General features: G+C 46.1%; 6 protein-coding genes. 5 read left to right on the top strand and 1 reads right to left on the bottom strand.

Features of this window, described 5'->3' with window-relative positions:
• Positions 1 to 203: 203 nt before the first annotated feature.
• From ADU23_RS34020 to ADU23_RS02360, 4 genes are all read left to right on the top strand, one after another.
• The gene (locus tag ADU23_RS34020) at positions 204 to 1,556 is read left to right on the top strand and encodes a DUF2087 domain-containing protein (protein ID WP_063845930.1); all 1,353 of its coding nucleotides are present in this window, start codon (positions 204 to 206) and stop codon (positions 1,554 to 1,556) included.
• Between the two features lie 35 nt (positions 1,557 to 1,591).
• A complete protein-coding gene (locus tag ADU23_RS02370) occupies positions 1,592 to 2,836 on the top strand; it encodes an MFS transporter (RefSeq protein ID WP_053372276.1) in 1,245 nt (414 codons plus the stop codon).
• Positions 2,837 to 3,141: 305 nt separating this feature from the next.
• A complete protein-coding gene (locus ADU23_RS02365; RefSeq protein ID WP_053372275.1) occupies positions 3,142 to 4,122 on the top strand; it encodes an S-layer homology domain-containing protein in 981 nt (326 codons plus the stop codon).
• Complete coding sequence (locus ADU23_RS02360; RefSeq protein ID WP_082310970.1) at positions 4,119 to 10,871, top strand: Athe_2463 domain-containing protein; 6,753 nt, start codon at positions 4,119 to 4,121, stop codon at positions 10,869 to 10,871. The genes ADU23_RS02365 and ADU23_RS02360 overlap by 4 nt, the downstream gene beginning before the upstream one ends.
• 58 nt (positions 10,872 to 10,929) lie before the next feature.
• Here ADU23_RS02360 and ADU23_RS02355 read toward each other — a convergent pair whose 3' ends face one another.
• Positions 10,930 to 12,090, bottom strand: coding sequence for an ROK family protein (locus ADU23_RS02355; protein WP_053372273.1), 1,161 nt, complete (start codon positions 12,088 to 12,090; stop codon positions 10,930 to 10,932).
• 229 nt (positions 12,091 to 12,319) lie between these two features.
• Between ADU23_RS02355 and xylA the strand changes: the two genes are divergently transcribed.
• A complete protein-coding gene (gene xylA / locus ADU23_RS02350) occupies positions 12,320 to 13,633 on the top strand; it encodes a xylose isomerase (protein WP_053372272.1) in 1,314 nt (437 codons plus the stop codon).
• Positions 13,634 to 13,648: the final 15 nt, after the last annotated feature.

Genomic DNA, 13,648 nt, shown 5'->3' with positions numbered 1-13,648 from the left:
TAAAAACACCTCCAAGGTTGTCTCCATATCTTACGACATGGTTGCATTTTCTTGAAGGTGTTTTGATTTGTCTCACGTTATGGGGTCAGTCCCAGATCCTTAGGGCAGTTTTTTTGTTTTTTAGATAATCCATTGATAAAAACCAAACATAATTATATAATGTCTATAAAATAAGCAAACGAATATGAGAGGTGTTTGTATAAATGGATCAGGAAGAACGGTTTTGGTCATCGTCTGTCGAAGAGCTGAAGCAAGGGTATGTATACGAGGAAGCGGAAGGATTTTATTATTGCCTCATATGCGGCGAACGGTTTGAGGATGGAGAAATATTTCATGAAGCGCAAGCTGGGCGCTGGTATGAAGCACGCAAGTATGCAGCGTTTCATGTGAAGCAGGAGCATGGCTCCATGCTTGATTATTTGCTTGAGCTAGACAAGAAGCAGACAGGTTTGACCGATTTGCAAAAAGAGCTCATCCGCGGGTTTGCCGATCATTTGTCCGACGCGGAGATGATGAGCCGTACGGGCGCGGGCAGTGCCTCGACCATTCGGAATCATCGGTTTGTGCTGAAGGAGAAAGCGAAGCAGGCTAAGCTGCTGCTTGCCATTATGGAAATGATGGACGAAGGCGCAGTCGCGGCGCCGCGCTTCGTGCCGATCCATCGTACGGCAAAGCAGGTAGATGAGCGGTATGCGATTACTGAAGAGGAATACGCGGAGCTATTGAAGCAATATTTTCCGAAGGGACCGGAAGGGCCGCTTGCCTCATTCCCGCGCAAGGAGAAGCGAAAAGTCGCTGTACTGCGCCATATTGCCTCGTATTTCGAAAACGGTGTCCGTTATACGGAGAAGGAAGTCAATGCGCGGCTCAGCCTCTTCTGGGAAGAGGATTTCGTGACGCTTCGTCGCTATTTAATTGAATATGGATATTTGGACCGCAAAGACGACGGCCGTGCGTATTGGGTCAAAGGCGTGGGCAGGGGCGAACGGCAAGAGGCAGAAAGGCAGGAGACGCAGGAGCAGGCGGCACCGAAAAATGACCCGAAGGGCAAGCAAGGAAAAGCTGGCAAGAAAAAAGCAATAAAGGATGGGCAAGGTCAAGAGGATAATAGAGGGGATGGAGAGAAAATGGATAAGGAAAAACGCAAACAGTTGACGGCGGAGTATCAGGAGCGCGAACGTTCGATGGGTGTGTACCAAATTAAAAATAATGCCAATGGCAAAATATTTGTAGGAGGTTCAACAAATTTAGATGCGCTATGGGGCAAAGAGCAGTTTGTTCTTAATATGGATACACATTCGAATCGGGAGCTGCAGAAGGAATGGAAGCAATTTGGCGGCGAAAATTTCTCATTTCTCATACTAGAGACCGTTAAACTGGAGCAAAAGATTCGTTATGATTATAAAGACGTTTTGGACCCAGAAGGCCGTCAGCCCGTTGATTTGGTTCGCCAATATAATCGGGAAGTGGGAGAGTTAAAGGAACAGTGGGTAGAGAAGCTTCAGCCCTACGGCGAAAAAGGGTATCATGGCCCTGCCGACAAGGGAAACGACTGAAGCAACATTTAGGATGAGGGAGAGTGTTGGTAAAAATGTCTGCTAAGGGAGTAACAGGAGCAGGAGATAGTTTGCTTCGCAACAAGTTTTTTCAAACGATTTTGCTGTCGAACGTATTGCTGCAAATCGGGATTTGGGTTCGTAATTTTGCGATTTTGATGTATGTGACAGATAAGACGAACGAAGATCCGTTCGCAATTAGCTTGATGGGGTTTGTGGAATTTTTGCCGATTTTCGTATTTTCGTTCATCGGCGGTACGTTTGCGGATCGGTGGAAGCCGCGTCTCACGATGATTTGGTGTGACTTCTTATCGGCAATATCCGTGTTTATCGTGTTGATTACGCTGTTATATGGATCATGGCATATGGTCTATTTTGCCACGTTCGTATCCGCGATATTATCGCAGTTCTCGCAGCCGTCGGCGATGAAGCTGTTTAAGCAGCATATTCCGGCGGAGCAGCTTCAATCTGCCATGGCGATGTTTCAATCGCTTATCGCCATCTTTATGGTGCTTGGGCCTTCGCTCGGCGTAATGTCGTATCAAAAATTCGGCATTGAGGTTTCGATCGGCGTTATGGGCGTAGCTTTTCTATTGTCGGCGGTCGTCTTATTCCGCATCCCTCGCGACCGTGAGGTGGAGCAAACGGAAAAGGTTGCAAACAGACAATTTTGGCAGGAGCTTAAGGATGGATTCGGCTATGTATGGCGCAGTCCAGTATTGAAAGCGCTGGGTGGAACGTTCGCGCTGGCAGGTACGGCGGTCGGCATTGCCCAGACGCTTGGTTTGTTCATCGTTCTTGAGCGGCTGGGTCAGCCAAAAGAATTTTTGCAATATATGCTGATGGTCAACGGGGTAGCGATGCTTGTTGGCGGTGGCGCAGTTATGGTCGTAGCCAAGAAGGTTCCGCCGCAAAAGCTGCTTGCGCTTGGCTTGCTGATTAGCTCAGTATGCATGATCGGCACAGGTTTATCGACAAGCGTTCCTATTACGCTAGTACTGCAATTTATTAGCGGGCTAGGTTTCCCGATGATTCAAATCGGCATTAGTACGATGATTTTGCAGTGGTCGGAGGAATCCTACACGGGACGAGTAAACGGTGTTCTTACGCCGATGTTTATGGGAATGATGGTTATTATGACGCTCGTTGCCGGACAGCTCAAGCTGGTGTTCCCATTGGTCGGCATCTATGTCGTTGCAGGGTCGATTATGTTTTTAGGGATGCTGCTCCTTATTCCGCTATTCAAGCATAAACCGCTTGTCGCTCAATCGAGCACTTAGTTTGTTGGAGGATATTGACAGATTCTGTCATGTGAAGTAACATCTATTTAAATGAATATGACGTTAAGCGAAGCACGCTTTTACCCTTGGTTGAGGGAGAGGCGTGCTTTTTTTGTTGTTCGGGAGGCCATTTGGAAGAGTAGCTTTTGAAGGGGGAGTCGTCATTTTGTCGCAAAATGGCAAATGGTGTTTGAGAAATGGAGGGTAAAAAAGGAAAGAAGCATAGAAAGCAAGAAATAGTATATGTAACTGTAAAAAAATGTGTATTTTAAAAATGAACTATTATAAAACGGGAGTGGTTGAATATGCAAAAAATAGGACGAGTAATATTAGCGGTAACCCTATTTACGGTAATGCTGTTGAGTGCGCAGGCTGCTGGAGCAGCGGCAGCTTTTACGGACACGAGCACGCATTGGGCGAAAAAAGAGATTGATAAAGCAGTAGCGCAGGGATGGATCAATGGGTACGACGCCAAAACCTTTAAACCAAATGCAAACATAACGCGGGCAGAATTTTTAAAATCGCTTGTAGCCGCTTTGAAAATAAAAACAGAAGATACGGACACGCCATTTGTTGATGATCATGGTTGGTTTCGTTCCTACATCGCCACTGGCTTGAAGCAGTCGATTATAAAGGTTGGCGATTACAAGGAGAATAGCTTTGAGCCTAATCTTTCGATTACGCGTGAGGAGATCGCCCGCATGACGATTCGTGCGCTTGGCAAGGATGCAGAGGGCGTAAAGTCGGGTTATTTGGCGGTAGCTAAGAAGCTGGAAATGATGAAGGGTTATCCAGATGGAACGATGGGCGGGGAGAAAAATGCGACTCGTGCGGAGGCTGTGGTGATGGTTTTGAATATGTTGACTGCGAAGAATGGGAAGGTGGTGGCTTATCCGAAGACGAAGGAGCAGTTGAATGCTTTGATTCAGTCTTTGCCTAGTTTTAAGGGGACAACGATGTATGGGAGAAATCAGATTTTACTTGTTAACTTAAAAGGTACTGATAGACCTGAAGATGCGACACTACGTCTTGAGTATGTGGCAGATTTAAAAGTTACAACAATAAACGTTTTTGAACAAACAATAGAAAATAAAGCAATGGTAAAGGATCTATTAAAAATATATTATCCAAATTCATATGAAAGAGCTTATGCAAACTATATTAAAGTATCAGGTTTTGAATCTTCTGATAGTTCCAGTAGTTTCACTACAAAGTATGATGGTCGTTCTTTTGACACGTATAAAGGAAATGGTAATAATACGGTTGTGATGTGGATAGGAGTATGAGATTATTGAGGAATTCTTTCAAACAAAATCTTTTATTTATTTTGACTATCCTGCTTATAATATCTTCATTCCCATTTCAATCACGAGTTGAAGCTGCTGGGATAGAGAGTTGTCCCATTCCTGGTAATTACACAATTGAAGAAAAAACAAGAGCTCAAAATTATATAAAGCAACTAGAAATACCAGAAATCAGTAATGGCAAAAGCTTAAATTTAGGTTTTTTACTTAATAAATGTGGTGTAGGAGATGTAGCTGTTGTTTATGGGACTCCTTTGAACATTGATGCTGGAATAAATACGCATGATAAAGGACAATATCGTTATCTCGGATGGGATATGGAGGGGAACCTTTATCGAAATTGGAAGTTTCGAAGTGATTCAAGAGTAACATTACATGTAGCAAAAAATTGGGTGAAGACGCCTTGGAATAATGTTATTGGCAAACAAAAAAAGATAGCATTAACTTCTTACTCGAACAACGAAGAGCTAGTAGCTAGTTGGTTAAATCAAATGAAAGATCCTTATAAAGAATCTCAAACCTTCCTACAAAGCTATAACAAGCGAAAAGGAACAAACTGGACAGGTTATGATTTGCTTGATTATGCAATTATTCAGCAACCCCGTAGTGAATTTAGTCCCGGGGTGGTTCAAATGTGGAATATCTGGGAGCCAGATGGATCTTGGTGGTATGAGATGTTTGATATCCCCCCTGATATTCCAAAATATAGAGAGGAACCTGATCTTTACATTAGTGAGCTTATTACCCCAGCTGATGCTTGGGTAGGCGAATCAGTACCTATAAAGGTTACCACTAAAAATCAAGGAGATAAAAGCAGCGGTCCCTTCACAGTAGGCATCGTTGGCACTAACATCAAATCAGAAATCATCCCAAACATTCCCCCAGGTCAGATCAAAACGGTTACGGTGAACCTGTCCTCCACAACGAGCGGAATTAAGAGCTTCGCGGCCAAGACAGACTTTGGCGAAGCCGTAGCTGAATCAAATGAAAAGAATAACACAAAAGATTTTAAAATTGCGTTCAACAAGAAAAACGAGCCAACCACGCCAATAGCTATAATCTCTCATTTAGAGGGCGACCATCGAACGGAACCCGAAATAACGATAAAGCCCAATGTGGATCCCAAGCTGAACGATAAACTCTCGTATTCGCCAGGGAAAGAACCCATAACCCTTTACGAGTGGAAATACACAACACCAAACGGGAATACTATCAACAAAAAACCAACAACTAAGGATATTTCCATCTTAGGAGAATATCTCGTTGAGCTGCGCGTAACCAACAGCAAAAACAAAATATCCGATTGGGCCAAATTGATCGTTAATGTTACATCCACGCAACCTACGCCAAAGCCTAGTACAACACCTACTCCAAGTATAGACCCCGAGGCTACACCAAAGCCTTCACCCAAACGACCGATAAAGGTTGATATCGCATTCAAACCAATCTCTATTTTTACGGGTGAGCAAGCGCGTCTCGAAAATAACACCATCAATTGGGTTAGCTATACATGGACGTTTTCATCCAATTTAGCGCCGTTGATTCCGAATGCGTCAGACTTTGAGCACGGCCCTATGACATTCAACGAGCCCGGAAGCTATAGCGCAACGCTGACTGCTACAGATGAGCATGGTTTTTCAGAAACAAAAACGACTTACCTGTCCGTAAATGATCCAAAGCCAACCGCTATTATTTCCGGTGTTACCAGATGGATACAAGGACGGCCATTCCCTTCGCTTCATCATTTGAACAATTCCTACACGCCGCTCGCTAGTCGAGGAATCACCATGGATTGGAGCCGTTCAGAACGAAGATTTAAAAAAGAAGAGGAATCCACCTATAAAAACGGTTGGCCAACTGCAGCGCCAATGGTATTGGGGAATTATATGCTGGAAGGAAAGGTTTACGATTCATTTGGCCGGATGAGCGAATGGGCCATACAACCGCTAGAAATCGTTCCGGATGAACCGCCAGCCGTAGAAATTACAGCTCCGGATGAAGGCGTAAGAAATAACGAAGTTATGCTCTATATCGATGCTTCAAGTCCGGATGGAGACGATATAACGTCCCTAAGAATCGAGGAGAGATACGATAGCAATGGTGACGGTCAATTTGATGAAGCTTGGAAGGTCATCTATGAAGGACCCAACAAGTTTACGCAAACCATCAAATATACAAGCGTAGGAAAACGTCAGTATCGAGCAACAGCAAAAGAAAATTTCGGATCATCCGCCGTATCCAATTGGGATGAAACCAATATTATTAATATCGCGCCAGTGACGAATTTTAACGTTTTCGGCACGATTCAGCAGCCAGATCAAGGCGAAGATAGCGGACCGCCGATCACGAGCTATACGCCTGAATCCATTTTACGCTCATGGACATTAAAAAAACCTTACGTAGGCGGCAATGAAGGCAAAGCCGGCTGGAAAGTATCGGGCAGCAGCTTAACGACAAGAAACGCCGTATGGGCGGATTTCGGAGGCCATTACAATCTCGCCAAAAACCTGCGTGAGCTTCCTGCATGGGAAGGAACGGTCGGGAACATATACGCCGGTTATAAAACGCAAGTGCTCGATAAAACGGGGTTCTATTACGAGTATGACAGCGGATCGGTCTACGAGGGGGAATGGCGGTTCCTCGTACGTGATGCAAGAACGGGAGCAATCGAAGGCGACTATAAGCATCCCGGCAAAATATTCGGAGCTGGCAGCGGCACGACATTTTCAAATGCCGCTTTATCAGATCTCTATACGGGAGATGTTAACACCGCTTATTTTGTAACATCAAGCAGATCAGGCGTCCGCGGCGCCGGATTAAGGCTGTACAACATAACAACAGGGGAATTATTACAAGATTATCCCAACGTTACTTCCGTACCGCCTACTGGTTGGAATAGCAGCGTTTCACCGGGCTCGGATATTCAACATGTTTTATTTTCAGATGATAAAAACTTTATGTATGTCACGTCTCGGTATTCAAATGGCGAAAATACGTTTTCGACGAGGTATTCCTTGTATTTAACGAAGTATTCGGTGCATCAAAAGACTGCGCTATGGACTGTACTATTGGGACAGCAGGATGATTATTCGACACATTTCCAATCTCAGCCGCTCGCGACCGATAAATACGGAAATATACACGTTACCTACTTTTATCGGGGTATATTCCAGTATGAAAAAGACTACAAGTCTGCCTATAAAGTATTCAATGCTAACGGGTATCAAATTAATGCTCACGGGTTGTATCTTGGCGTCTATTCAGGAGTCGTCGCTTCACCAGATAAATCAAAAGTACATGCTGCAACGACTCGATTTGTGTCTGGCAGATACGGATTTTCAAAGGATGTAGGATTGATATCGTATAATGCGGATACGAATGGTTTTAACCATGTGGAGGTAGAAGGAAACATCATAGAAGAGATCCAATTTCCTTCCTATTTTTATACGATGCCAGCAGTTAACAAGTATGATATGGTCCAAATCTATAACGGTGCTATTGTAACCCCTGGAGGCTCGATAGAGCGTTACCACCCTTCGTCTGTCATAAAGTCAGTAGACAGGATACTGGCGCAACATAATACATTGCCAAATTATGCAATAGAAAATGTGTATGATACTACTGGTTATTATGCTTATAACAACAATCAATTTGTTTCACCTCAAATCATTGCGCAGCCTTCGGGAGACTTCTATACACTCATGAGAGGATCAAAGTGGAAGTACAGATGGAAGCCCGCGGGTCAAGGAACTACAGCCTCGGCAACTCCGGTGAGCTACGAGAGGTATATGGCCGTAATGGCACCTAATCAGAGCGATCTTTTATTAGATGGAAAGGGGCAAACGGAGTGGATTTATGGATATAACGGAATGGCAGATCAATTGCTCGGAAAGGAGTATGTCGACTCTACCAAGGCAGCACCCGATGGCTCTTTATTTTTAAATACGAATGATTATTATAGGCTCGGCGCTTTTGGAAATTCCGAATATAAAAATATGGTTGTTCCGCTTGTTGGCGAATCAGCAGGAGATTTACCGCGATTGCTCGATGACAACACGGTTGAGGTAGAAAGCGAAACCTGGGGCGGGCTGCTATTTGATCCGACTAGCGTGATGCGGAATCAAGTGCTTGAATTCAACGTATCCGTTAACAGCATGAGCAACAATAAGGTCATAGGCGCAGCCATTAGGATTCAAGACGAGAAAAATTTATACGCGGTAGAATGGTCGCAGGATACGCTGATCCTCTACCGCGTCGTAAATGGCACTAAAACGGAGCTGGCAAGAACCTATTTGGCTCGCCATGTAGGCATACCGGCTGCTTTCAAAATAGAGGCGATCGGCAAAGAGCTTCGTATAATAGTCAATCAGATTAAGCGATTAGAAGTTTCGGACGGCACGTATGCAGCCGGTACAGCAGGGCTGCTATCCCTTGGGCAGCAGATGGCCGCTTTCAGCCAAGTGAAGCGAACGAATTACGGGAACAGTTATCCGCAAAATACCTATGAAGCGGTGCTGGTGAACGACCCGATCAGTTACGAGAAATTGTTTCAGGATATTGAAAGTGATGCGATGGGCACAGAAGAGTGGAGCTACAGCCATAATCCAAGCTTTTTCGAAAATGCTGAAGGATTAAGCATTCATAACGGAAAGACTTACCCTGCCACTATTAATGCTTTAGAAAGAGCTGGCTTGTACGAAATAACGTTCCGAAGCCAAGATAATCCTGGCCTTGCAAGCTATCGGAAATGGTCACAGCCAGTTAAAAAAATCATTTATGCGCATCGAAGGCCGGTGGCACAACCTGATGTCCGTTTTACAGGGAAAGTGTTTGCGGAGGGCGAATCACTGGATTACGAAACGTTTGATACGTCTTATGACCCGGATATTGCCCGCATTTTGTCAGATAAGGTTTTTCGGACTCGTTGGTCCGATGAAAGCAAATGGACGACAGGGAAACGCGAGTACTATAACCGTCCGGGCGTCGAGCTGATCGTACAGGAACAAGTTAGAGATATACACGGCGCATGGTCATATTGGGCTCAGACCATTGTATTTAAAGCAGGCATACCGCCAGTGAACCAAACAAAGCCGGTTATGACGATATCGTATCCTACGGGAACAACGGCTGCTGCTCCAACGGTTCTGATCAAGGAGCCTAAGATTACATGGTCATACTATGATGCCGAGGGAGATCCGCAAGAGAGCTATCGGCTTATCATGACGTATGCTGACAATAATGAGACGGCTTTGTTCGTGGAGCTTGAGGGCAGCGCGCTCCATTATCAAATGCTGTCTGATACGATCACGCCTGGCCGCGTGGTTAAAGTACAAGGTCAGGCGTACTCTGCGGGCGTATGGTCGAATTTAAGCAACATTCGATATTTTGTCCTAGACTTGCCCCCTGCAACTTATTTGCTTTCATATAGTGGAGTAGATGGCAATAATCCGATTTTTACTAATTCAAATCGACCGCAGCTGCGCACGTTTGTCGTTGATCCCGAAAATCATCCGATTGCAGCTGTTGATTACGAGGTGTTTAGAGCATCAAACGGAGTGGCTGCGGTAGACACAAACGCTGCAACAGCAGCATTGAGCTATATTCCGAATGCTCTTGCTGAAGGGCTGCATTACTGGCGCGCGAGGTCAAACGATAGCTTCATGTGGGGGCCTTATTCGAGCAATGGTTTTTTCTTCGTAGATACGCTGAAGCCGGCCGACGTGAACGAACAGTTAAATATCGAGCCAACAGCTGTAACGGTGAGCTTTAATGCCTTTAGTGACGCTGATCCATCCTCTGGACATGCAGCCAGAATGTTTTATTTGCAGAGGGTAAACCCGGATGGCAGCATTGCTAATATTGATTTGAATAATGACGGAACGAAAGAATACAGCATTCCGCTAGCGCTTGACAGGCAGTCCTATCGGGTAACGGGGTTAGTGGCCGGAGAACGATATCGTGTAACTGTCCTTGATTATGATGTTGCCGGAAATGAAGGTCATTATGCGTATATATACTTTGTCACGAACCGTCCGCCAACAGGAGACTTTGATTGGTCGCCGAAGCCGGTTTATGAGGGGGATATGGTCTCGTTTTCGTCAAATGTAGCGGATCCGGATGGCAATACGCTTTCGATGGTTTATGAGCTGACAAGTCCATTGGGAGTAAGGAGCAGCTTTTCCTACTCCGTCAACGGACCAGCCTATCAGGCAAGGGGACCGTCCTTAAAGCTGACAGCGGTTGGCGCTTGGAGCATGAAGCTCACGGTAAGCGACGGCATAGCCGATCCGGTTAGCGTAACTAAGCTGGTTCAGGTGCTTCCGCTTCATGTTGCAGCACGGGTGAAGCATACCGATCTATGGGATAAGCGGCGGATTGACTATAATGTAGACAAATCAGGCAATCCTGAATCTCCGCGGGGCTACAAGATATTTTGGGCTGGCGAGAAGTTTGTGCTTGAGGCCGATACGACGCTAACAGGTACTGCAACGAAGGCGGAGCGGGTCGAGGTTAAGATGCTTAGTTATTTTGCTAGGCTTGATAAAAACAATGCTGCGCAAACGAGCTGGAGCGGCGAGCTGTGGGAGCATGCTTTTGTAGATTTCGAGCAAGGAAAACTACAGTTTGTATTTAAAGCTTACTACTCGAATGGAACCATCAAGGAGGATACCGCCGAGGTATCGATTGATGGTAATATGCTGAATACCGTTGGCGTTCACCGTGTCCAATAAATGAATAGGAGCTGCCCATCAGTCTGAAAAAGACGACCGGGCAGCTCCTGCTTCATGTTTAACTTTTTATTTTAGTGAAAAATCTGCTGATGGCGTAATACGCAGCTCCGCGGACGGCGGATTGGTCCTGAAGCTCTGCGAAGAGGATATGCATTCGCTCGCGGTGATAAGGCAGCGTACGCTGATCGACAGCCGCTTGTACGGCTGGGCCCAGCCATTCCGCGGCCCGGCTCATCCGATTGCCGATAATAACGACGTTCGGATTAAACACGTTGACGATATTGGCGATGCCTGCTCCCAAATAATTGCCAATCGAGCGTATTAGCTCGATTACGCGCTCATCGCCGGCGGACGCTGCGAGGAGCAGCTCCTCCAGATTATCGAAGCCAAGCGATGCCGCGCGTTCAAGCAAAGCATTTTCCGACGCATACAGCTCCCAGCAGCCGCGATTGCCGCAGCTGCAAGGCTTTCCGTCATATTCAATCGAGAGATGCCCAAGCTCGCCTGAAAATCCTGAAGCTCCTTTGTACAGCTCTTTGTTCAAAATAATGCCCGTCCCGATCCCGATTCCGACACTGACGTAAATTTGGTTCGGAATGCCGCGTCCTGCGCCATACTTCTGTTCGCCCTGCGCGCCTGCGTTTGCTTCGTTGTCGATCGTAACCGGCAGCTTGAAACGCTCCTCAAGCTGCGACTGCAGCTCCACCTGGCGCCACTTTAAATTCGGAGCAAATAGAATCGTTCCGTTATCGTCGACGATGCCGGGAACGCCGACTCCAATACCGACAACGCCATAGGGACTGTCTGGCGCTTCTTTAATAAGAAGCTCGATACATGCTTCAAGCTGCCTAATGACATGCTCGGAGTCCTGCTGCTTCAGCTTGCTTTGATGTTCGGTTATCACATTGCCTTCCAAGTCTACCAGCATGCCGCGTATATAGTTAACCCCAAGGTCAATGCCGACAGCATACCCAGCGGTGCCATTAAAAAGCAGCATTACAGGCTTGCGTCCGCCGCTCGATTGTCCGGGTCCGTTTTCCAAGACGAGATGGTTATCGATCAAGTCTTGAACGAGACTGGACACCGTCGCTTTATTGAGGCCGGTCAGCTCGGATATTTGCGCTCTCGACAGCGGCGCATGCTTAAGAACGGATTCGAGTACGATAGCCGTATTTATTTTTTTGATGAGAGCTAAATCTCCTGTTGGTTTTAATTTCATACTGGAAGCCTCCGTCCAAGTCACAATATCTATCATTGTAGCACGAAATGTCGAATTTGAAGCTTGCTTGAAACGCATACTCCTTCATCCGAAACAAGCTGGAATAAGATATGGCTAGTTTAACACAAAATCTTAGTTTGTTTAATAGACAAACTAAGTTAAGGCGTGTTATTCTAAATGTAAGCACTAACAAAAATATCGAATTCCGTGAAGGAGGATTTTGTTTTCTATGAGCTATTTCAAAAATATCAACACGATCCAGTTTGAAGGTAAGGGCTCGGACAATCCGCTGGCGTTCAAACATTATGATCCTAACCAAGTTATTCTAGGCAAAACGATGGAAGAGCACCTTCGCTTCGCGGTTGCTTATTGGCATACGTTCAACGCAAATGGCACAGACCCGTTCGGCGCACCTACTATGGTTCGCGGCTGGGATCAATATACGGGCCTTGACCGTGCGAAAGCGCGCGTGGAAGCCAACTTTGAATTCATGAATAAATTGAACATTCCTTTCTACGCATTCCATGATGTGGATATTGCGCCGGAAGGCGAAACGCTGCAAGAAACGAACAAAAACCTCGACGTGATCGTAGCGCTTTTGAAGGACAACATGAAGTCTTCCGGCAAAAAGCTGCTTTGGAACACCGTCAACATGTTCTCAAACCCGCGTTACGTTCATGGTGCAGGAACAGCTGTTAACGCTGATGTCTATGCCTATGCAGGCGCTCAATTGAAAAAAGGTCTTGAGGTCGGTAAAGAGCTAGGCGCAGAAAACTACGTATTCTGGGGCGGCCGTGAAGGCTACGAAACGCTGCTTAATACGGATATGGGCTTTGAGCTTGACAACCTTGCCCGCTTATACCATATGGCAATCGCATACGCGAAGGAAATCGGCTTCGACGCTCAATTCCTGATTGAGCCAAAACCAAAAGAGCCTACGAAACACCAATATGACTTTGATGCGGCTACAACGATCTCATTCTTGCAAAAATACGGCTTAAAAGACCACTTCAAGCTGAACCTTGAAGCGAACCATGCAACGCTTGCTGGCCACACATTCGAGCATGAAATCCGCACAGCGGCTATCAACGGCATGTTAGGCTCGCTTGACGCGAACCAAGGCGATCTATTGCTCGGCTGGGATACGGATGAATTCCCGACTGATCTTTACTCGACAACTCTGACGATGTTTGAAGTATTGAAAGCTGGCGGCATCGGCCGCGGCGGCATTAACTTCGACGCGAAAGTTCGCCGCGGCTCATTCGAAGCGGAAGATCTATTCCTCGCACATATCGCAGGTATGGACAGCTTCGCATGGGGCCTTAAAGCAGCTGCGAAATTGACGGAAGAGAAAATTCTCGACAACATCGTCGATAACCGCTACCGCAGCTTCAAAGAAGGCATCGGCGCAGAAGTGGTTGCGGGCAAAGCGACGCTTGCATCGCTTGAGCAATATGCGCTTCAAAACAATCCGATCAAAAACGAGTCAGGCCGCCAAGAGCGGATTCGCCTTGTATTGAGCGAGGTAATTTTCAGCGTTTAAGACCGGGAGGATAAC

Origin of the sequence: Paenibacillus sp. FJAT-27812, assembly GCF_001273905.1 — a bacterium.
In the GTDB taxonomy this organism is placed as follows: Bacteria; Bacillota; Bacilli; order Paenibacillales; family Paenibacillaceae; genus Pristimantibacillus.
Note: the sequence above shows the minus strand (reverse complement) of the source record. Positions and strands in the feature narration are given on the sequence as shown.

Excerpts from the sequence above, each read along its gene's own strand:
- xylA (WP_053372272.1), top strand. The coding sequence starts at position 12,320 with ATGAGCTATTTCAAAAATATCAACACGATCCAGTTTGAAGGTAAGGGC.
- ADU23_RS02360 (WP_082310970.1), top strand. The coding sequence starts at position 4,119 with ATGAGATTATTGAGGAATTCTTTCAAACAAAATCTTTTATTTATTTTG.
- ADU23_RS34020 (WP_063845930.1), top strand. The coding sequence starts at position 204 with ATGGATCAGGAAGAACGGTTTTGGTCATCGTCTGTCGAAGAGCTGAAG.
- ADU23_RS02370 (WP_053372276.1), top strand. The coding sequence starts at position 1,592 with ATGTCTGCTAAGGGAGTAACAGGAGCAGGAGATAGTTTGCTTCGCAAC.
- ADU23_RS02355 (WP_053372273.1), bottom strand. The coding sequence starts at position 12,090 with ATGAAATTAAAACCAACAGGAGATTTAGCTCTCATCAAAAAAATAAAT.
- ADU23_RS02365 (WP_053372275.1), top strand. The coding sequence starts at position 3,142 with ATGCAAAAAATAGGACGAGTAATATTAGCGGTAACCCTATTTACGGTA.